This is a genomic window from Mycobacterium sp. PS03-16, assembly GCF_004570325.1.
Classification (GTDB): domain Bacteria; phylum Actinomycetota; class Actinomycetes; order Mycobacteriales; family Mycobacteriaceae; genus Mycobacterium.
Genome location: NZ_SPQO01000030.1, coordinates 1 through 19,493 on the forward strand (window position 1 = coordinate 1; position 19,493 = coordinate 19,493).

Consider the following 19,493-nt stretch of genomic DNA (forward strand, 5'->3'; position numbering starts at 1 on the left):
CGCCGGCTCCGGGTGCAGGCGGTGGTGGTCCCGGTGCCGCGGTCGTCCCGCCTGCGCCGCCGGCGCCTGCGGTTCCGGCCGCCAGCTCGGTGCCGAACCTCGCGCCGCCGGCTCCTCCGGCACCTCCGGCGGGGACGTCGGGTGGTGTGAATGTCGCTATGCCCCCGGCACCTCCGACGCCGCCGGCCAGCTCGTCGACCGCGGTGAACATCCCCACGCCGCCGTACCCGGCCGCTCCGGGAGCGTCTGCCAGCGGCGCCGCGGGCGCACCGGGCGGCGTGCTGCCACCGCTGCAGGGTGCGGCCGCGGTCTTCGACCGGCTGCTGCCGGGCGCCCCGGCGCCGGGCGCCCCCGGTGCCGCCGCCAACGGGCCGTGGGACTTCGTGCCGACGATCCAGGTGCCGCAGATCCCGGGTCTGCCGGTCCCGCTGCCCAGCGAGATCAAGATGCCCAGCGACGGCCTCTGCGCGGGAACCGGTGGACTCTGGTCGGCCAGTGCCACGTCCGGTGCGCCGGCCGCGGCACCCGCCACCACCCCGGCGGACCGCCGCGAGGACTGGTGACGACGCGACGGCGCTGAAACACAGAATCGGGCCCGGCGTGAACACGCCGGGCCCGATCGCGTCAGCGGGTGGCCGGCAGCCGCAACAGCAGCCGCGCGCCGCCCAGCGGACTGGTCTCCAACATCGCTGTGCCGCCGTGCAATTCCGCCTGCTGCGCCACCAGAGCCAGACCGAGCCCGGAGCCCGATCGCGACGCTGTGGAGCCACGCGAGAACCGTTCGAACACCAGCGCGCGTTCGGTTTCGGGCACCCCGCTGCCGTTGTCGTCGACCGCGATCTCGACGTCGTCGCCGGATCGGATCGCGCTGAGTCGAATCTGGGTGGCCCGACCGTGTTTGACCGCGTTGGCGATCGCGTTGTCGATGACCAGCCGTAACCCCGCCGGCAGGCCCAGCATGCGCACCTGCGCCGACGGCACCAGCGACACGTCGAGGCCGGGATAACTGCGCAGCGCATCGTGTGCCGCGCGGTCGAGCAGTTCGGTGACATCCACCGGTACGTGGTCCTCGGCGGTGGTCAGTTCGCCCTGAGCCAGCCGCTCGAGTGCGGTCAGCGTGGCCTCGATGCGGGTCTGTGTGCGCACCACGTCACCGATCACCTCTTTGCGCTGCTCGTCGGTCATGTCGAGCGTCGAGAGCACTTCCAGATTGGTGCGCATGGCGGTCAGCGGCGTGCGGAGCTCGTGCGACGCCACGGCGGCGAAGTCGCGGGCCGATTCCAGCGCGGCCTTCGTGCGCTGCTGCTCCTCGCCGATCCGCGCGAGCATCCCCTCGACCGCCTCGGCGATCTCAGCCGCCTCCCACACCCCGCCGACGTGGACCTCGTCCGGTTTGGACTGGGCGTTGATCGCGCGGGCCTGTTGCGCGAGCAGGCGGAACGGGTTGATCATGATCAGCCACATCACCCACCCGACCAGCACCGTGCCGGCGATCACACCTCCGCAGATCAGCACCACCCGCAGGTGCAGCTGATCGATCCGGCGTTGCGTCTCCTCCAGCGGCGCACCCAGCGCGATGGTGGCCGGCCCCGCGGCGAACGTCCGCACGCGGTACTCCACCCCGTTGATCGTGGTGTTGGCGTACCCGATGTCGAGTTCCGGCAGGACGACGTCGCTGGGCACCGACACGGTCGTCCCGCCGAACCGCGCGGTGCGCACCAGTGTGCTGTCGGGCAGCGGGGATTCGGCGGCATCGGTGGTCTCCGCGGCGCTGAGCAGGCTGCTCAGATCGCCGAGGCTGGTGACCGAGTCGAGTTGCCGGTCCAGCTGGCTGTACTGGTCGTTTGTGACGCCGATCCACACCCAGGTGCCCAGCGTGAGGACCAGCACGACCACCGACAGCGCGGCGACGATGACGATCGTGCGCAACGACAGGATCGGCATCGGCATCGGCATGAAGCGCCGCAGCCGCTCGTCGGGACGCATCACCGGATGAGCTGCCCGACACCCGGCGGGCGCGAGCTCGGCGCGACGCTGTTCACGAGGCTCATCTTGCCTGACCGGTTCGTTCGCCGACGGCGCCGTCCGGCATGATGCCCCGGTGGCGCGACCGATCCTGGCGGACATCCTGGCGACCCTCGACGTCGAGAAGGTGGGGGACGACGAGTTCGTCGCCACCCAGCTGGACAACCCGGCCCATCACATCGTCGGCGGGCACATCGCCGGTCAGGCGCTGATGTCGGCCGGCCGCACCGTCGATGCCGCCCGCACCCCGCACAGCATGCACGTCTACCTGCTGCGCGCCGGGGACGCCCGGCGCCCAGTCGACTTCGAGATCACCCGGCTGCGCGACGGTGGCGTGCTGTCGTCGCGCCGCGTCCTGGCCCGGCAGGACGACCAGGTGCTGCTCGAGGCGCTGGCCTCGTTCACCGCGCCCATCGAGAGCCTCGACCACCAGCAGGCGATGCCCGACGTGCCCGCGCCCGAGTCGCTGCCGCCTGTCCAGGAGCAATTGGGCGCCTACGCCGACGAACACCGCGGGCACTGGGTGGCGCCCCATCCGCTCGACCTGCGCTACGTCGACGCCCCACCCCGGCTGGCCCTCGAGCGGCCGGACCCCTCGCCGCGGATCCGGATGTGGTGGCGGCCCTGTGAGGTGGTGCCCGCCGACCCGATCCTGAGCAGCGCCCTGCTGACCTACGTGTCCGGGACGACGCTGCTCGAGACCGCAATGGTGATGCGCCGCATGACACCGATCAGCGGGTTCTCCGCGTTGATCGACCATGCGGTGTGGTTCCATCGCCCCGCCGATCTCCACGGCTGGATCCTGTCCGACGCGGTGTCGCCCAGTGGGGTGCACGGCCGCGGGTTGGCCACCGCCACCATGTACAACCGCGACGGCGGGCTGGTGTGCACCGCCACCCAGGAGATCTACTTCGGCCGGCCCGCCGCCGGCTGAGCGCGACACCCCGTCGTCACTGCGGGCGGCCGTGCATCAACTGCGCCACCACCCGCAGGTCGTCGGTCAACGCGTCGAACGCCTCCTGCCGGTTCTGGGGCGGGCCGCGCAGGACCGACGACGGATGCACCGTAGCCACCACGTCCGGGTCGACGTCGAGGTCGGTCACGCCGGGACCGGGTGGCAGGTGCAACACCTCGCCCCGGTGAGCGGTCAGCCGGAAGTCATTGCCCATCAGTGCTTTCGCCGCGGTCGCGCCGAGCAACACCACCACCTCGGGGTGCAGGGCGTCGAGTTCGGCGATCAGCCACGGCCGGCACGCGACCACCTCGGTGCGGCTGGGCGTCTTGTGGATCCGGCGGGTGCCGCGCTCGGGCATCGTGAACTTGAAGTGTTTGACGGCGTTGGTCACATAGACGGTCCCGCGGTCGATGCCCGCAGCGACGAGCGCCTTGTCGAGCAACTTGCCGGCCGGGCCGACGAACGGGGAGCCCGCCCGGTCTTCCTGATCGCCGGGCTGCTCGCCGACGAACACCACCGTCGCGTCCGGGCTGCCCTGCCCGAACACGGTCTGGGTGGCGTCGAGGTACAGGTCGCAGCCCTTGCAGGACTGGGCGGCGCCGGCCAGTGCCGTCAGGTCGTGGGTGTCGGGCACATACTGTTCGGCGCCGGGTGCTGCGGTCGGCATGGAGGACGGACTACCCGTCCACCGCGGGTCCAAGCGTCGCGCCGGTCACGAACCCGCCCGCGGTGCGACCCGGCCCGATCACGCCCCGCGCGCGACTGATCGGTCACTCTGTCCCGCTGATCGGCGTTGCCGGACGCTAGCATCGGTGCCGGTAGAACGCGGATCGTCGGGTCGGGACGGCTCGCCGGGTGTGGTCAATCGTGCCCGTGCCCGTCGAACGACGCGTTACTGTTCCGGTTGGCCGTGCAAATGACACTGGGAGGGTTTGGATGAGCGCCTATCGCACCGTGGTGGTCGGCACCGACGGATCGGACTCGTCGCTGCGGGCAGTCGAACGCGCGGGCGAGATCGCGGCGGGGTCCGGTGCCAGGCTCATCGTGGCGACCGCCTACTTCCCCCAGAGCGAAGACCAGCGCGCCGCCGACGTCCTCAAGGACGAGGGCTACAAGATGGCCGGCAACGCCCCCATCTACGCGATCCTGCGCGAAGCCAAGGACCGGGCGCGCTCGGCCGGCGCCGAGGATGTCGAGGAGAAGGCGGTTGTCGGAGCGCCCGTCGATGCGCTCGTCGATCTCGCCGACGAGGTCAAGGCCGACCTGCTGGTCGTCGGCAACGTCGGCCTGAGCACCATCGCCGGCCGGCTGCTCGGCTCGGTGCCCGCCAACGTCGCGCGTCGCTCCAAGACCGACGTGCTGATCGTCCACACCAGCTGACGCAGGTCGTCGAAACCTGACCTCCGGCCGTCACCCCGGTGCGACACTCGGGCTGACGGCGGAGGTCAACATGACGACAACCATCCATCCCACCGCGATCGCGCCCCGCGAGAACGGCGCCCCACCCCCAGACGTGCCGCTGGCCGACATCGACCTCGGCACGCTGGACTTCTGGGAGTGGGACGACGACCGGCGCGACGGCGCGTTCGCCACGCTGCGCCGCGAGGCGCCGATCAGGTTCTTCGAGGTGCCCGAGTTCGCCGGGTTCACCGCAGGCGCCGGGCATTGGGCGCTGACCACCTACGACGACGTGCGGCACGCCAGCCGTCATCCCGAGGTGTTCAGCTCGATCCCGACCAGCACCGCGCTCAACGACACGCCGGCCGAGATCGCCGAGTTCGTCGGATCGATGATCTCCCTCGACGATCCGCGGCATCTGCGGCTGCGCGGGATCGTCAACCGCGCCTTCACGCCGAAGATGTTGGCGCGCATCGAGGAAAGCGTCCGCGACCGGGCGCGGCGGCTGGTGTCGGCGCTGATCGCCGACCACCCCGACGGCCGGGCCGAGTTCGTGTCGTCGGTGGCCGGCCCGTTCCCGCTGCAGATCATCTGCGACATGATGGGCATTCCGGAGCAGGACGAGGCCGACGTCTTCCGCTGGACCTCGATCATTCTCGGTGGCGGGGACGAGGAGGTGGCCGGCGACCACGACACCATCGTCGATGCGGTGATGTCGCTGGGACAGTACGGCGTCGCGCTCGCCGAGGACCGCCGGGCCCACCCGGCCGATGACCTCACCACCAACCTGGTGCGCGCCGAGGTGGACGGGGAGCGCCTCACCTCTGCGGAGATCGCCTCGTTCTTCATCCTCCTCTCGGCGGCCGGCAACGAGACCACCCGTAACGCCATCAGCCACGGCCTGGTCGCGCTCACCCGCTACCCCGAACAGCGGCAGCGGTGGTGGGACGATTTCGACGCGGTCGCGCCGACGGCCGTCGAGGAGATCGTGCGCTGGGGCTCACCGATCATGTTCATGCGCCGCAACCTCACCGAGGACGTCGAGCTGAGCGGCGTGCCGATGAAGGCCGGCGACAAGGTGTCGATGTGGTACTGCTCGGCCAACCGCGACGAACGCCGCTTCGCCGACCCGTGGCGGTTCGATGTGACGCGAGATCCCAACCCGCAGATCGGGTTCGGCGCGGGCGGGGCGCACTTCTGCCTCGGCGCCAACCTCGCCCGGCGCGAGATCCGGGTGCTCTACGAGGAGCTGCACCGGTGGGTGCCCGACCTGGTGGCGGTCGAGGAACCCGCCATCCTGCGGTCGGCGTTCGTGCACGGCATCAAACGGTTGCCGGTGGCCTGGGGCGGCTGAGGGCTACCAGCCCATCGAGCCGGGCACGCCCTTGAACGGTCCCACCACCCGGCTGGTGATCCAGCCGCCGTAGAAGCCGCCGGGCTGCGGCAACACCTGTTCGCCGTTGACGGTGCAGCGGTCCATCTGCGCGGCCATCACCGCGACCGCGCCGGCGATCGCTTCGAATCCGCGGGTCGGCTGCGGGTACGTCCACGCCGCCTTCGGGGCCACCCGGTCACCCACCACGCCGTCATGAACAACGACGTCGAAGTAGGCGGCCCGGCCCTTCCACTCGCACCACGACCCGCCCTCGGCGGGCCGCAGCGTTCCCGGCGCGAAGGTGTCCGCCGGCAGGTAGTAGGTGGGCGGGTGGCTGGTCTCCAGCACCCGCCACCCCCGGGTGGTCGAGGCGACGGTGCGGCCGCCGAACTCGACGGTGATGGACCCGCGAAACTCCTCGAGCCGCGGCGGGCGCGGGTAGTCCCACACCGACTCCTGGCCGGGCCGGGCGGGTTCGGGCCGCGGTCTACCAGCCACGGTCGCGCCACTCCTGCAGGTGGGGGCGTTCGGCGCCGAGCGTGGTGTCGTCGCCGTGGCCCGGGTACACCACGGTCGAATCGGGATAGACGTCGAACACCCGGGAGGTGACGTCGTGGAGCAGTTGCTCGAAGTGGCCGGGCTCCCACGTCTTGCCGACCCCGCCCGGGAACAGGCAGTCACCGGTGAACAGGTGGACCGTGTCGCCGGCGGCGGGGCCGCGCAGCGCGAGCGCCACCGACCCGGGGGTGTGCCCCCGCAGATGGATGACGTCGAACGTGAGATCCCCCACCTGCAGTGTGTCGCCGCCGGCGAGGAGGCGGTCCGGGGTGACGGGCAGCGGGTCGGCGTCGAGTCGGTGGGCGGCGGTCGGGGCGCCGGTGGCCTCGGCCAGGGCGGCCAGGGCCTGCCAGTGGTCGAAGTGCTGGTGGGTGGTCAGGATCAACGTCACGGTCGGTGCGTGTTCGCGGGCCAGGTCGACCAGGACGTCGGCGTCGTTGGCGGCGTCGATGAGTAGGGTCTGGCCGGTCCGGGAACACGTGACGAGGTAGGCGTTGTTGTCCATGGGGCCCACCGACACCTTGACGATCGTCGCCCCGGGCAGCGTGCGCCGGGCCGCGTTCCGGGGTTCGACGTGGCCGGTGTAGTTGTCGTCGACGACTGTCATAGGGCCACCGTATCGGGCTTGTCGGACATGGCACCTAGCATGAGTCGGGACCGTCCTGACGTGGGTCGGAACCCGGCTGTGAAATCGAGAGGATCGAGTTGGCTGACCGCCTGATCGTCAAGGGTGCACGTGAGCACAACCTGCGCAGCGTCGACCTTGATCTGCCGCGCGACGCCCTGATCGTGTTCACCGGACTGTCCGGTTCCGGCAAGTCGTCGCTGGCGTTCGACACGATCTTCGCCGAGGGGCAGCGCCGCTACGTGGAGTCGCTGTCGGCGTACGCCCGGCAGTTCCTGGGCCAGATGGACAAACCCGACGTGGACTTCATCGAGGGCCTGTCGCCCGCCGTGTCCATCGACCAGAAGTCGACCAACCGCAACCCGCGATCCACGGTCGGCACCATCACCGAGGTGTACGACTATCTGCGCCTGCTCTACGCCCGGGCCGGCACCCCGCACTGCCCGGTGTGCGGTGAGCGCATCGCCCGGCAGACCCCGCAGCAGATCGTCGACCAGGTGCTGGCCATGGACGAGGGGCTGCGGTTCCAGGTGCTCGCGCCGGTGGTGCGCACCCGCAAGGGTGAGTTCGTCGACCTGTTCGAGAAGCTCAACACCCAGGGCTACAGCCGGGTGCGCGTCGACGGGGTGGTCTATCCGCTGACCGATCCGCCGAAGCTCAAGAAGCAGGAGAAGCACGACATCGAGGTGGTCGTCGACCGCCTGACGGTCAAGGCGACGGCCAAGCAGCGGCTGACCGACTCCATCGAGACCGCGCTCGGCCTCGCCGAGGGCATCGTGGTGCTGGAGTTCGTCGACCGGGAGGAAGATCACCCGCACCGCGAACAGCGGTTCTCGGAGAAGTTGGCCTGCCCCAACGGCCACCCGCTGGCCGTCGACGACCTCGAACCGCGGTCGTTCTCGTTCAACTCGCCCTACGGCGCCTGCCCGGAGTGCCTGGGTCTGGGCATCCGCAAGGAGGTCGACCCCGACCTGGTGGTGCCGGATCCGGACCTGACACTCGCGGAGGGCGCGATCGCCCCGTGGTCGATGGGCCAGACCGCGGAGTACTTCACCCGCATGCTGTCCGGCCTCGGCGAGGCGATGGGGTTCGACACCGACACCCCGTGGAAGAAGCTGCCCGCCAAGGCGCGCCGCGCGATCCTCGAGGGGTGCGACGAGCAGGTGCACGTCCGGTACCGCAACCGATACGGCCGCACCCGCTCCTACTACGCCGACTTCGAGGGCGTGATGGCGTTCCTGCAGCGCCGCATGGAGCAGACCGACTCCGAACAGATGAAGGAGCGTTACGAGGGCTTCATGCGCGACGTGCCGTGCCCCGAGTGCGACGGCACCCGCCTCAAGCCCGAGATCCTCGCCGTCACCATGGCGGCGGGGGAGCACGGCGCGAAGTCCATCGCCGAGGTGGCCGAGTTGTCGATCGCCGACTGCGCGGACTTCCTCAACGCGCTCACGCTCGGCCCGCGCGAGCAGGCGATCGCCGGTCAGGTGCTCAAGGAGATCCAGTCGCGCCTCGGGTTCCTGCTCGACGTCGGCCTGGACTACCTGTCACTGTCGCGGGCGGCGGCCACCCTCTCCGGTGGGGAGGCGCAACGGATCCGGCTCGCCACCCAGATCGGGTCGGGCCTGGTCGGTGTCCTCTACGTGCTCGACGAACCGTCGATCGGTCTGCACCAGCGGGACAACCGCCGCCTCATCGACACGCTGGTCCGCCTCCGCGAGCTGGGCAACACGCTGATCGTCGTGGAACACGACCTGGACACCATCGCCCACGCCGACTGGGTCGTCGACATCGGCCCGGCGGCCGGTGAGCACGGCGGACGGATCGTGCACAGCGGTCCCTACCAGGAACTGCTGCGCAACAAGGACTCCCTGACCGGGGCGTACCTGTCCGGGCGGGAGAGCATCGACGTGCCCGCGATGCGGCGGCCCACCGACCGCAAACGCCAGCTCACCGTGGTCGGCGCCCGTGAGCACAACCTCAAGGGCGTCGACGTCGCGTTCCCGCTCGGGGTGCTGACGTCGGTCACCGGGGTGTCGGGGTCGGGCAAGTCCACGCTGGTCAACGACATCTTGGCGTCGGTGCTGGCCAACAAGCTCAACGGCGCCCGGCAGGTGCCGGGGCGGCACACCCGCATCAACGGCCTGGACCAGCTCGACAAGCTGGTGCGGGTCGACCAGTCGCCGATCGGCCGCACGCCGCGGTCCAATCCGGCCACCTACACCGGGGTGTTCGACAAGATCCGCTCGCTGTTCGCGGCCACCACCGAGGCCAAGGTTCGCGGCTACCAACCGGGACGGTTCTCGTTCAACGTCAAGGGCGGCCGCTGCGAAGCCTGCTCGGGCGACGGCACCATCAAGATCGAGATGAACTTCCTGCCCGACGTGTACGTGCCCTGCGAGGTGTGCCACGGCGCCCGCTACAACCGCGAGACCCTCGAGGTGCACTACAAGGGCAAGACCATCGCCGAGGTGCTCGACCTGTCGATCGAGGAAGCCGCCGAGTTCTTCGAGCCCATCAGTTCGATCCACCGCTACCTCAAGACACTGGTCGACGTGGGCCTGGGGTACGTGCGGCTCGGGCAGCCGGCGCCGACGCTGTCCGGCGGTGAAGCCCAGCGCGTGAAGCTGGCCGCGGAGCTGCAGAAGCGCTCGACCGGCCGGACGGTGTACATCCTCGACGAGCCGACCACCGGCCTGCACTTCGAGGACATCCGCAAGCTGCTCAAGGTGATCAACGGTCTGGTCGACAAGGGCAACACCGTGATCGTCATCGAACACAACCTCGACGTCATCAAGACCTCGGACTGGATCATCGACATGGGTCCCGAGGGCGGGGCCGGTGGCGGCACCGTGGTGGCCGAGGGCACCCCGGAGGACGTCGCGGCGACACCCGGCAGCTACACGGGGCAGTTCCTCGCCGAGATGCTCGACGTGCCCGCGCCGACCCGCAAGCGGCGCAAGGTCAGCGCGTGAGCGCCGGCTCCTCGGCGCGCGTCACCTCGTAGGCGTCGAGGTCGAACCGGCGGGTCTGATTGCGGAACCGGAACGTGAAGTCGGGCCACAGCGTGGTGTTGTTGCCGTGCGCGTCGAGATACCAGCTGGCGCAGCGTCCGGTCATCCACACCGAGCCGGCCAAGGCCTGCTGCAGCTGCTGGTTGTAGTCGTCGAGCGCATCCTGGCGGACCTCCACGGTGCTCAGCCCGCGTTTCTTCATCGTGGTGACGGCGTCGACGACGTAGTTCAGCTGCGACTCGATCATGTAGACCATCGAGCTGTGGCCCAGGCCGGTGTTGGGGCCGACGAGGACGAACATGTTCGGATACCCGGCGATCGTCGTGCCCTTGTAGGCGCGCATGCCCTTGTCGGCGAACTTCTGGGTGAGGCTGGCTCCGTCGGCGCCGCACACGGTCTCGAACATCGGTGAGTCGGTGACGTGGAAGCCGGTCGCCACGACGAGGGCGTCGACCTCGCGCGCCGTCCCGTCCGAGGCCACGATGCGCCGGCCCTCGACGCGGTCGATGCCGTCGGTGATCAGGTCCACGTGGCCGCGGTCCAGCGTGGGATACCAGTCGTTGGAGATCAGCATCCGTTTGCAGCCGATCCGGAAGTTCGGCGTCACCTTGCGCCGCAGGTCGGGATCGCGGATCTCGGAACGGATCTTGAGCCGCGACAGCAGTTCGAACCCCTTCATCAGGTTCGGGTTCTTCGCCAGACCGACCACCTGCACCTCACGGCCCGCGTAGATCCCGGCGCGGGCCAGTCGCAGGAATCCGGGCACGTTGCGGAACGCCCACCGTTCCGCGCGGGTGAACGGCCGGTCGAAACGCGGCAGCAGCCATGGCGCGGTGCGCTGGTAGACGTCGAGATGCGCGACCTGATCGGCGATGGCGGGCACGATCTGGATGGCCGACGCACCGGTGCCGATCACCGCGACGCGTTTCCCGGTCAGGTCCGCGTCGTGGTTCCACTGCGCCGAGTGGAACATCTCTCCACTGAATTCCTCGATGCCCGGGATGGCCGGCAGCGATGGTTCGGCCAGTGAGCCGAACGCCGTGATGAGGATGTCGGCGCTGACCGGTCCCTGATCGGTCGACAGCTCCCACCGCCGTTGCGCCGCGTTCCACGCCGTCCGCGTCACCGCGCAGCCGAAGCGGTGCCGGTCCAGCACACCGGAGCGTTGGGCGACTCCTCTGAGGTAATGCTCGATCTCGGGTTGCGTCGAGAACGACCGCGTCCAATCCGGGTTCAGGGCAAAGGAGTACGAGTACAGGTGGGAAGGCACGTCGCAGGCCGCGCCGGGATAGGTGTTGTCCCGCCATGTGCCGCCCACGTCGGAGCCTCGTTCGAACACGAGGAAATCGCGGTGCCCCGCCTCGTCGAGCCGGATCGCGGCGCCCAGGCCGGAGAACCCACTGCCGATGATCGCGATACCGACATGCTCCACCGCAACCCCTTCCGTCGTCGACGTAGGTTAGCCACAACGCGCGGCTTCGAATCACGCTTTCATCAACGGCGACGGGAAGCGCGGGCTGATCCGGGCGCCGGCCAGCCAGGCGGTGAGCTCGTCGGCCCGCTCCTGCAGCGCGGCGACCGCCTCGGCGCCGACGTCCTCGACGAGGCGGACCCGTACCTCGCCGTCGGCGTCCTGTGACCAGCCGCCGACGATCCGGCCGTCCCACCACGCCGTCGGGCCGCCGTTGCCGTTGCGGTCGAACACGTGCGCCCGGTGGTCACCGAGATACCACTCCCGGTCGAACCAGCCCATCGTGGTGACGTTGAGGCCAGGCAGCAGGGCCGCCCACGGGGGCGGTGACGGTTCGGGTTCCAGATCGTCGGGCAGCGCGACGCCCGGCGTTCCGGCCAGGTCCACCTCGACCGCGCCGAGCGCCGCCAGCGCCTGCCGCGCCCAGGTCAGCGTGGTGCCGAACCACCACTTCACGTCGATGACGGTGGCCGGGCCGAACGCCCGCAACCAGCGGCCGACCGCGATCCGCGCGGCATCCTCGGCCGCGACGGGCGCCGCGGTGGGCCCCAGCCAGTCGCGGGTCGTGGTCCAGCGGGGCCGGCTCACGGTCCAGCCGCCGTCGTTCGGCCCGCGGACGATGTCGCCGCGCACACCGAGCACGGTCAACACCCGCGGCGCCAGGGGAGTGGCGCCACCCCACGGCTTGCCGGGGGCGCCGTCGTAGCTGCCGGCCAACTCCGGCAGCGCGGTCCGCAGATCCCGCGCACCGGTCGGCCCGTGTCCGGCGAGGTGGGACAGCACCGCGGCGCACGCCGCGTCGAGCCAGACCGCGCCGTCGTCGGCGACGCCGCCCTTCTGTGCGTCGGCGATCAGCCGCCGTCGCTCCGTGGCCGCCACCCGGTCGCTGGCCGCGGCCTGGATGACCGGCAGGTCCTCGGTGCACACCAGCCACAGCGTGCGGCGCATCGCGAGGTGTTTGAGCATGCTGCGGCGGTCGTAGAGTGCGGCGTCGAGGTCGGCGCGGCGGAAGCCCGGCACCCGCGCCCACAGCGACAGGTACGGGGTGGCGGGGTCGGTGGCGTGCAGGCCGACCACACCGGCGACCACATCGGCGATCGTGGCGGGGCCGGTGTCAGTGTGCAGTAAGTGACGGCGGGCCAGCCGCGCCCGGCGCTCGGCGACCGTGAAAGACCGCAGTGCTCAACCCTTTTCGCTGTCGCCACGCATCGCGTCGCGGATCTGGGCGAGCCGCTCGGCGGCGGCGCGCTGCCGCTCCTCGTACTGTTCGTCGGCCGAGCGGCCCTCGGGAGTCTCGGCGGCGAGCTCCGCCGCCCCGACCGCCGTGCCGTAGCGGGTCTCGATCTTCTCGCGCACCGAGTCGAAGGTCGGCACGCCGCCGGGCGTGTAGCCGGTGTCGAGGGCTTCGGCCGGCGGGGGTGGTGGCGCGGCGGCGGGTTCGGGATCGGCTGCGGCGGCCGGGGGCTCATCGTCGGGCATGCCGTCACCGTACCCGCGCGCGATGTTGGGATCGGTAGCGTTCGCGCCGGTTTTCACTTGTGCCACGACGACGCCATCGGGGCGACGAGCGAACGAAGGAGAACCAGAATGAACCGAATTGTCGCGGGTGCGATCGCCATGGCCGCCGCCGGTGTCCTGGTGGGCTGCTCGGACGAGAAGCCGGCCGCCGCACCGGGCACCGAGGTGAGTTCCGGTGGCAGCACCGCGGTCAAGGTCGACGGCGCCGACCTCGCCGGGCTCGACCTCGATTCGGTGACCTGCGTCAAGCAGGGCGGCAAGATCAACGTCGGCAGCGGTGCGATCAACGGGCAGCAGGGCCTGGGCATCGTGATGACCGACGAGTCGAGTCCCACCGTGGAGTCTCTGGGCGTCGTCGTCGACGGCAACGCGCTCGCGGTCACCAACACGATGGGCGCGAAGGTCGGCTCGGCGGAGGTGGCCGTGGACGGCGACACCTACACCATCACCGGCGAGGCGTCGGGCGCCGACCTGAAGAACCCGATGGCGGGGATGATCACCAAACCCTTCAGCATCACGGTGAGCTGCAGCTGATCCATCCCGCGCACCGGCGGCGGGCGTGCTCGGCACGCCCGCCGCTTCTCTATGATTCGCCCGTGACGATCGGCGGCGAGCTCGCCCGCGCCCGTCAGCTCGCCTTCGCCGGCGAGGAGGCGGCGGCCCGGGACCTGCTGTTGGCGCTGGTGCCGTCGATCGAACGGGCCGACCGGGACGATCACATGCTCGAGGTGCTCGCTCAGCTCGGCGACATCTATCTCGCCCGAGGCGCCGATGACGGTGCCGCCGAGTGCATCCGGCGCATCGACGACTGCGTCGCGGTGTACGCCGACATCCTCGGCGGCGGGACGCCGCCGGCGCCGGTGACGTTGCCGCCCGAGGTCCTCGCGCCGATGGTGCGCCACTACACACAGCGGGCCCGGTTCCTCGAGATCGGCCGCGCCGCCGGTGCCGGTGACCACGAACGGGCGGCGGCCCTGTTGGCCGCACTCGCCCGCGACGACGGCGATGCCGTGCTGCTGACCCGCGCGCGCATTCTCTGCGCGACCGCGCTGGAAGAGGACGACCTCTACGCACGTGCGGCACCGCTGTGGGAGCAGGTCCTGGCGGGCGTCGACGACCCGGGCAACGACGCCGACTGGGCCGATCACCTCCTGGTCACCGCAGGACTCGGCTACGGCAGATTCTGTGTCGCGACCGGTCGGTTGGACGAGGCGCAGCCATGGCTGCGGCGCGCGGACGCCCGGGCCGACACCCGCGGCTGGCCGCTGTCCTCGGCGCGGGCGGCGCTGGAACGGGCAGCCGCCGCGTGGGCGGCCGGCGATCACGAGACGACCGAGCGGCTGCTCGCCGAAGCGCAGCCGGTGCTCAACCGGTACGCCCGCGCAGACGATGTCGCCCGGTGCTGGATGTACCTCGGGCTGATCCGGATGGCAGTCGGTGAGCTCGCGGCGGCCGACGAATGCTGGGCGCACGCGGAGCGGCACTGGCGGGAGCTGGCCAAGCCCCTGCGGCTGCACCGGATCCTGCTGCAGCGCAGCTGGATCCCGATCTTCCGGGGCCACTACGCCGAGGCCGCCGCCATGGTGGGACACGCCCGCGCGCAGCTCGACGCCTCCCCGCGCAGCAGTTGGCTGCAATACGCCCGGCTCGACGACCATCTCGGCACCGTGTGGCGGGCCGATGCGCTGGCCGATCTGGGTTTCGACGCGGCCGGCGATCCCGACGACACCCTGGCCGAGGTCGAGGAGAAACACGTCGCCTCGCTCGGTGTCACCCGGGCGGACCCCGGAGCGGACCGGCACCGCAGCGCGATGCACAAGCTCAAGCAGGCCGCCGACCTGAAGGTCCCGGCCGCGCTGGCGGTGGACGCGGTGCGCTATGCGCTGGCCGACTCGCGGGCGCGGATGCGGTGGGCGACGGCGGTGTCCGCACCGATTCTCGCGGGTGCGTTCGCGGTGGCCTGGGAGGGGGAGGACACCGCCCTTCTCGGCGAGCTCATCGAATACCACCGCGCACGAGGCGCCTTCAGCGAGGCCGCGACCGCCGGTGGCGGAGGCGGGCTCCCGGACACCGCCGCCGCGACCGTACCGCTCGACGACCCCGACGATCTCGCGCTCGTCGCGGCGGGCCCGGCCGCACCCGCCGCGGCGGCGCTGACCCGGCTGGGCCCCCTGCCGCCGCTGCAGATGGACCCGGGCGCCGGGCCGGTGCTCGACCGGTACCGGCAGTTGGCCGCCGATCGTTACGGGCGCACCGTCACCTCCGACGAGCCGGGCTGGTCGACATGGCCGTGAGTGGCGAGGCGACCGACACCCTGGTGCTGCGGTTCGCCGACGTGGGCATCGCCACCTACGGCGTGCTGCGCGTCGTCGGGCAGCCGTCGCGCACCGTGACCTGGGTGGTCGAGGTGCCGCTGGTGCTGGCGGCGCGGCAGGAACTCGTCGATGCACTACCCGAACCGCATGGCGGCGAGAGCCGGCGCGACGCGCTCGAACGCGCCATGACCCGTGGCCCGTTCAGCTCACCGGTGCGCGAACTGACCCTGTCCTACATCCTCGGGGTGTTGCTGCTCGGGGCGCAGGCGTGGGCGTTGCTCTCCGAGTACGCGGACACTTCGCGTCCGGCACTGTTCGTGTCGCCGAGCGCCCGGCTGGCCGGGGTGCCGTGGGGCCTGCTCGCCGTGCCGACGTCCGGGCCCACCGCCGAGGAACTGGTCCGCGCGCGGGCCGAGGCGATGACCCGGAGCGGCCCGGCGGCCGCCCACATCCCCTGGCAGCTCGCGGACATCGACGCCCACACCGACGGGCGACGGTTGATGGAACTCGCCGATGTGTTCATGGCCGTGCCGCCGAACATCGTGCACGCGCAGCGGACGCCGGCTCGGTGGGAGGACCGCCGCGACGCCCCGCCGCTGCTGGTGCTCGATCCACGAGTCCCCGGGCAACGGCCGGACTCGGCGCTGGGCTCCGTGCTGGGTCGCCCGTCAGACGACAGCCCGGCGGTGCGGTATGTCGAACAGACCTTGCGGCGCCGTCCCGCGCTCCCCGAGACGGCGACGGCCGCGCAACTGTTCCGGCGCACCGACGTCGACCGGGACTGGCTGGCCGGCATGCTGGCGCGCGGCCCGAGCCGGCTGCTCTACGTCGGGCACGCCACTGTCGGAGACGACGGCGGCGCCGAGCGGGCCGCGCTGTACCTGGCCGAGCCGGCGGCGCTCACCGCCGCGGGGATCATCGCGCGGCGGCTGCCGATGCCGCCGCGAGTCGCGCTGCTGGCGTGCGCATCCGGCGGCGACTACCGCTTCGATGAAGCCAGTGGCCTGGTCTCGGCGATGATCCTGAGTGGTGCGCAGACCGTGACCGCGACGCTGTGGTCGCTGCCCACCACGGCCGGTCACCGCGAATTCCGCCCGGCCGACGACGCGGGCGATCCGATGGCGGACATCATCGCCGCGGTGGACACCGCGCACGAGCAACCGCAAGCGGGACGGGCCGTCAACGACTGGCAGCGAGAGCGGTTGCGCCAGTGGCGCGCCGGGGACGCCGCTGCCGGCCCGCTGCACTGGGCCGCCCTGGTCACGTTCGCGGTGGACGGCACGCGGTGAGGCGCTCAGGGATGCGGCACCCACACCGCGACCGCGGTCTGGTCGGCGTCGCGGTAGTAGACGACGACGTCGCTACCGGGCGTGACCTGATCGAGCGAGTGCACCGGGATCAGCGCGGTCTCGTGCGCGGGGAACTGCCCGCCGCCGGGCCGGCGCACGATGAGATCCAGTTCCACCTCGCTGTAGTCCTCGCACACCGTCCCGGTGCGCCGCAGTGCGGTGACCACGGCCCGGGTCCTGGTACCGCGCCGGATGGTGTCGAGCTGCTCGGTGGTCACCAGCCCCTTGTCCATCAGCATTCGGTCGAAAGCCGCACACACGGCGCGGATCTCATCGCCGGTGACCAGCTGCTCCCCGGCCTCGTCGGGCGTCGGCGGCGGCGAAACGAGTCGGCGGCGCGAGGTGGCGGGCAGCAGCAGCGTCGCGGCGGCCACACACAACGCGCCGGCCAGCGGGATGAACAGTGTCATGGACATGGCGTCCAGGTTGCGACGGCCTGTCGGCTACCGAGCACGACTTCTATCCTGTCCCGATGACCGTCAGCCCGCAGACCGCGCAGACCGCCGTGGCGGTGGACCGGCCGCGTCGTGTGGTCATCGACGCCGCCTGGCGGGAGATCGGTCCCGGCGTCGCGGTACTCAGCGGGCAGGACGGTGGCCCGTTGCGCCGCACGGTGAAACGGATCATCGATCCGCTGGTGCTGCGGCTGCGGATGAATCCGCAGTACTCGGCGCCGGTGGTGACCGGCGAAGTGGCCGCCGAGATGCGCGACGTCATCGTCGGCCACGCCGCGGCGCTGCGGGCCGCGGCGGACTGGTTCGCGCTGCTCAAGGCCGAGCGCCGGCGGCTGCGCATCACCACGGGCAACGCCCAGGAGCTGTACTTCCCGGTGTGTTTCGAACTGGCGGTGCGTCGCGGGGCGCCCGCACCCGACGACACGGACACTGCGGCGGCGACACTGCGGGAGATTCACGGCGAGCGCGACCGCACCGCCACCGAGGCGCTGATCGCCTACGTGGACGACGCCGCCGTCGTCGCCCGCCTGTCGGCGCAACTGACCCGCAGTTGGCGCGACGTGCGGCCGGACGGCGCGATCACCGGCCCCTTCCTGGCCGGACTGGACACCATCCTGGGCCCGGCCGACACCCATCGGGCCGCGGTGGCACGCCAGCGGGTGTGGAGCGCGCTCATCGCCGATGCGACGCCGCACAATCTCGGCGTGTTCGCCCGCACGGATGGCGCCCCACTGCCGTGGTCGATCGTGGCGCTGGGGCTGAGTTCGGTGGCGCCGCAGCCCATGCCGGTCATCGACGGCGGCGGGGTGGGGGACCGGCCGCTGGACCGGTCCGTGGTCGACCGGGTGCGCGCGACGTTGCGCCGGGCACTGGACCGCGACGGTCTGCCCGACATCCCGCAGTTGTGCGCCGAGGAGGTCGACCGGGTGTGCGCACCATGGGGTCTGCTGGCCGAGGACAAACAGGCCACGCTCATCGCCGGTATCGAGGTCGCCGGCCAGCTTGCTCCGCTGGATGATTCGGCCACGCCCTCGTACGCGCTCGCCGCGGTGATCCAGGCCCGGCTGCGCAAGGAGGCCTACGTGCTGCACGCCCGTCGCTGCCTGGGAGGCGACGCCGCTCTGCACCCGCGCCAGCAGCACGTCGTCGACGAACTGGCCGCGTTCGCCCGGCCGTACCTGAGCCGGCTGTGGGCCCGGCTGCATGGCCGCGACGTGTGGCAGGAGCCCTGCGAGGACGTCGACGACGTGCGCAGCCTGCTCGAAGGGGTGGCGCGGTCGGTCAGCCTCGACCACCGTCAGCGCATCAAGGCCATGCTGGAAGTGACGGTGGCGGCATGAGACTCGTCCCCGACCGGGGTCTCTGGAGCACCGGTCCGGTGCCGCCGTCGCCTCCGCTGGCCGCCGTGCTCGAGGTGAGCGGGGCGGTGCTGTCATGGCCCGCCGACGATCCGGCCCAGCCGGTGCACATCGCGTTCACCGATGTGGCTCAAGCGGATTGGTTGTGGCGGCTGCTCGGCCCGGCCGGTCACACCGCGCTCGTCGCCGCGACCACCGCCGGCCCGCGGGAGCCCGTGGAGGTGGACGGCGTCGAGATCGCCGCCGACGCGGTGGCGCCGCTGCGCCGCCTGGCGCTGGGTCACTGGCTGCGCCGCTGGTGGCCGGCCAGCCGCATCGACGGCATCGCCGAACTCGACGGTGCGCTGCTCGACGCCGAGGTGGCGGTGCTGACCGCGGACGCCGAGGACTTCCTCGACGACGACACGTTCGATGCCGACGCCGCACAGCTGCTGCGGCCGCACGCCGCGCACCTCGACGCCGTGGCGCGGCTGGGCGATCCGCGGATCGCCGATCTCGTGGCGCGCTGCGCCGAGCTGGCCGCCGACCTCGGCGTCCCAGGCTTCGCCGGGGCCTCACCCGCAGCCGCCACCCCGGCAGGCCACCGCCGCGACGACTATGCGCTGGTGGCCGGAGCGAGCCGCGGGCCCGAGGCGGCCGGTGTGGTGGCGTCGGGGTCGGCGTCGATCGGGTGGGGCTCGGTGCCGCCCGGCATCTTCGACGCCGCGGAGCACACGGTGCGTTGGACCGTCCGGGCGGACGGGCCGGCGGTGGCCCACGTCGACGCGGACCTCCTCGGCGGATCGTCGGCGGCCGGCATCACGGTCCGCGTGGCCAACGGCCCCATCACCGGGTGGGGCGAGTTCGACGCGCAGGGCCGCGCCTCACTCGCGCTCTACGGCGCAGCGGGCGAGCCGCTCACAGAATCGGCCGCCTGGGACGTGCGGTGGCAGGACACCGCGGTCACGGTGGGTGTTGCGGCGGGGGAGTCCGCGCAGGTGCGGCACCGGGTGCGGCAGTTCGCCCGGTCGCGGCTGAGCGCCCCGGGTGCCGACGCGTTCCTCGCCGAGGTGCTGGCCGCCGAAGCCGACTACTGAC

The 19,493-nt window shown here is 71.5% G+C and carries 18 protein-coding genes; 10 read left to right on the forward strand and 8 right to left on the reverse strand.

What is annotated here, in order from left to right:
- Nucleotides 1-158: 158 nt before the first annotated feature.
- Complete coding sequence (locus E4P42_RS27060) at nt 159-563, forward strand: hypothetical protein (RefSeq protein WP_167759565.1); 405 nt, start codon at nt 159-161, stop codon at nt 561-563.
- 61 nt (nt 564-624) lie between these two features.
- Here the strand turns inward: E4P42_RS27060 and E4P42_RS20915 are convergent, their stop codons facing one another.
- Nucleotides 625-1,986, reverse strand: coding sequence for a HAMP domain-containing sensor histidine kinase (locus tag E4P42_RS20915; protein WP_135127992.1), 1,362 nt, complete (start codon nt 1,984-1,986; stop codon nt 625-627).
- Between the two features lie 115 nt (nt 1,987-2,101).
- Between E4P42_RS20915 and E4P42_RS20920 the strand changes: the two genes are divergently transcribed.
- Complete coding sequence (locus tag E4P42_RS20920) at nt 2,102-2,959, forward strand: acyl-CoA thioesterase II (RefSeq protein ID WP_135127993.1); 858 nt, start codon at nt 2,102-2,104, stop codon at nt 2,957-2,959.
- Nucleotides 2,960-2,975: 16 nt separating this feature from the next.
- Here E4P42_RS20920 and E4P42_RS20925 read toward each other — a convergent pair whose 3' ends face one another.
- A complete protein-coding gene (locus tag E4P42_RS20925) occupies nt 2,976-3,647 on the reverse strand; it encodes a UdgX family uracil-DNA binding protein (RefSeq protein WP_135127994.1) in 672 nt (223 codons plus the stop codon).
- 269 nt (nt 3,648-3,916) lie between these two features.
- Here E4P42_RS20925 and E4P42_RS20930 point away from each other — a divergent pair, with 269 nt between their 5' ends.
- Entirely contained in the window at nt 3,917-4,360 is a 444-nt protein-coding gene (locus E4P42_RS20930; protein ID WP_135127995.1) for a universal stress protein, read from the forward strand.
- A gap of 70 nt (nt 4,361-4,430) precedes the next feature.
- Nucleotides 4,431-5,732: a cytochrome P450 gene (locus tag E4P42_RS20935; RefSeq protein WP_135127996.1), complete on the forward strand. Its 1,302-nt coding sequence runs from the start codon at nt 4,431-4,433 to the stop codon at nt 5,730-5,732.
- Nucleotides 5,733-5,735: 3 nt separating this feature from the next.
- Here the strand turns inward: E4P42_RS20935 and E4P42_RS20940 are convergent, their stop codons facing one another.
- Nucleotides 5,736-6,251 (reverse strand): DUF427 domain-containing protein, encoded by a 516-nt coding sequence (locus E4P42_RS20940; RefSeq protein ID WP_135127997.1) that lies wholly within the window; start codon nt 6,249-6,251, stop codon nt 5,736-5,738.
- Nucleotides 6,241-6,918, reverse strand: a complete 678-nt coding sequence (locus E4P42_RS20945; protein WP_135127998.1) for an MBL fold metallo-hydrolase — start codon at nt 6,916-6,918, stop codon at nt 6,241-6,243. The genes E4P42_RS20940 and E4P42_RS20945 overlap by 11 nt, the downstream gene beginning before the upstream one ends.
- Before the next feature lie 98 nt (nt 6,919-7,016).
- On the opposite strand from E4P42_RS20945, the gene uvrA reads away from it, so the two are divergent.
- On the forward strand, nt 7,017-9,911 hold the full coding sequence (uvrA, locus tag E4P42_RS20950) for an excinuclease ABC subunit UvrA (RefSeq protein ID WP_135127999.1): 2,895 nt from the start codon (nt 7,017-7,019) through the stop codon (nt 9,909-9,911).
- Here uvrA and E4P42_RS20955 read toward each other — a convergent pair.
- Genes E4P42_RS20955 through E4P42_RS20965 form a run of 3 tightly spaced genes read right to left on the reverse strand, consistent with a single transcriptional unit; the run spans nt 9,901 to nt 12,900 of the window.
- On the reverse strand, nt 9,901-11,382 hold the full coding sequence (locus E4P42_RS20955) for an NAD(P)/FAD-dependent oxidoreductase (RefSeq protein WP_135128000.1): 1,482 nt from the start codon (nt 11,380-11,382) through the stop codon (nt 9,901-9,903). The two genes, uvrA and E4P42_RS20955, sit on opposite strands and share 11 nt — an antisense overlap.
- Nucleotides 11,383-11,433: 51 nt before the next feature.
- Nucleotides 11,434-12,600, reverse strand: a complete 1,167-nt coding sequence (locus tag E4P42_RS20960) for a winged helix DNA-binding domain-containing protein (protein ID WP_167759566.1) — start codon at nt 12,598-12,600, stop codon at nt 11,434-11,436.
- A gap of 3 nt (nt 12,601-12,603) precedes the next feature.
- A complete protein-coding gene (locus E4P42_RS20965; protein WP_135128001.1) occupies nt 12,604-12,900 on the reverse strand; it encodes a hypothetical protein in 297 nt (98 codons plus the stop codon).
- A 108-nt stretch (nt 12,901-13,008) separates the two neighbouring features.
- On the opposite strand from E4P42_RS20965, the gene E4P42_RS20970 reads away from it, so the two are divergent.
- The 3 genes from E4P42_RS20970 to E4P42_RS20980 all read left to right on the forward strand — a co-directional run bounded on the left by E4P42_RS20970 (nt 13,009) and on the right by E4P42_RS20980 (nt 16,543).
- The gene (locus E4P42_RS20970; RefSeq protein WP_135128002.1) at nt 13,009-13,473 is read left to right on the forward strand and encodes a lipoprotein LpqH; all 465 of its coding nucleotides are present in this window, start codon (nt 13,009-13,011) and stop codon (nt 13,471-13,473) included.
- Nucleotides 13,474-13,535: 62 nt separating this feature from the next.
- Nucleotides 13,536-15,233 (forward strand): hypothetical protein, encoded by a 1,698-nt coding sequence (locus tag E4P42_RS20975; RefSeq protein WP_135128003.1) that lies wholly within the window; start codon nt 13,536-13,538, stop codon nt 15,231-15,233.
- Nucleotides 15,224-16,543, forward strand: a complete 1,320-nt coding sequence (locus E4P42_RS20980; RefSeq protein ID WP_135128004.1) for a CHAT domain-containing protein — start codon at nt 15,224-15,226, stop codon at nt 16,541-16,543. The genes E4P42_RS20975 and E4P42_RS20980 overlap by 10 nt, the downstream gene beginning before the upstream one ends.
- 5 nt (nt 16,544-16,548) lie before the next feature.
- Here the strand turns inward: E4P42_RS20980 and E4P42_RS20985 are convergent, their stop codons facing one another.
- Nucleotides 16,549-17,019: a hypothetical protein gene (locus E4P42_RS20985; RefSeq protein ID WP_135128005.1), complete on the reverse strand. Its 471-nt coding sequence runs from the start codon at nt 17,017-17,019 to the stop codon at nt 16,549-16,551.
- A gap of 56 nt (nt 17,020-17,075) precedes the next feature.
- Here E4P42_RS20985 and E4P42_RS20990 point away from each other — a divergent pair, with 56 nt between their 5' ends.
- Together E4P42_RS20990 and E4P42_RS20995 are read left to right on the forward strand one after the other, a co-directional pair.
- Nucleotides 17,076-18,398 carry a hypothetical protein gene (locus E4P42_RS20990; RefSeq protein WP_135128006.1) on the forward strand — a complete coding sequence of 441 codons (1,323 nt, stop codon included), beginning with the start codon at nt 17,076-17,078 and terminating at the stop codon, nt 18,396-18,398.
- On the forward strand, nt 18,395-19,492 hold the full coding sequence (locus E4P42_RS20995; protein ID WP_135128007.1) for a hypothetical protein: 1,098 nt from the start codon (nt 18,395-18,397) through the stop codon (nt 19,490-19,492). The genes E4P42_RS20990 and E4P42_RS20995 overlap by 4 nt, the downstream gene beginning before the upstream one ends.
- The last annotated feature ends 1 nt before the right edge of the window (nt 19,493 follow it).

What these genes read in the sequence shown, in the direction of transcription:
- E4P42_RS20925 (WP_135127994.1), bottom strand. Translation starts at nt 3,647, where the DNA reads ATGCCGACCGCAGCACCCGGCGCCGAACAGTATGTGCCCGACACCCAC.
- E4P42_RS20930 (WP_135127995.1), top strand. Translation starts at nt 3,917, where the DNA reads ATGAGCGCCTATCGCACCGTGGTGGTCGGCACCGACGGATCGGACTCG.
- E4P42_RS27060 (WP_167759565.1), top strand. Translation starts at nt 159, where the DNA reads ATGCCCCCGGCACCTCCGACGCCGCCGGCCAGCTCGTCGACCGCGGTG.
- E4P42_RS20990 (WP_135128006.1), top strand. Translation starts at nt 17,076, where the DNA reads ATGACCGTCAGCCCGCAGACCGCGCAGACCGCCGTGGCGGTGGACCGG.
- E4P42_RS20945 (WP_135127998.1), bottom strand. Translation starts at nt 6,918, where the DNA reads ATGACAGTCGTCGACGACAACTACACCGGCCACGTCGAACCCCGGAAC.
- E4P42_RS20965 (WP_135128001.1), bottom strand. Translation starts at nt 12,900, where the DNA reads ATGCCCGACGATGAGCCCCCGGCCGCCGCAGCCGATCCCGAACCCGCC.
- E4P42_RS20995 (WP_135128007.1), top strand. Translation starts at nt 18,395, where the DNA reads ATGAGACTCGTCCCCGACCGGGGTCTCTGGAGCACCGGTCCGGTGCCG.
- E4P42_RS20985 (WP_135128005.1), bottom strand. Translation starts at nt 17,019, where the DNA reads ATGTCCATGACACTGTTCATCCCGCTGGCCGGCGCGTTGTGTGTGGCC.
- E4P42_RS20970 (WP_135128002.1), top strand. Translation starts at nt 13,009, where the DNA reads ATGAACCGAATTGTCGCGGGTGCGATCGCCATGGCCGCCGCCGGTGTC.
- E4P42_RS20935 (WP_135127996.1), top strand. Translation starts at nt 4,431, where the DNA reads ATGACGACAACCATCCATCCCACCGCGATCGCGCCCCGCGAGAACGGC.
- E4P42_RS20980 (WP_135128004.1), top strand. Translation starts at nt 15,224, where the DNA reads ATGGCCGTGAGTGGCGAGGCGACCGACACCCTGGTGCTGCGGTTCGCC.
- E4P42_RS20915 (WP_135127992.1), bottom strand. Translation starts at nt 1,986, where the DNA reads ATGCGTCCCGACGAGCGGCTGCGGCGCTTCATGCCGATGCCGATGCCG.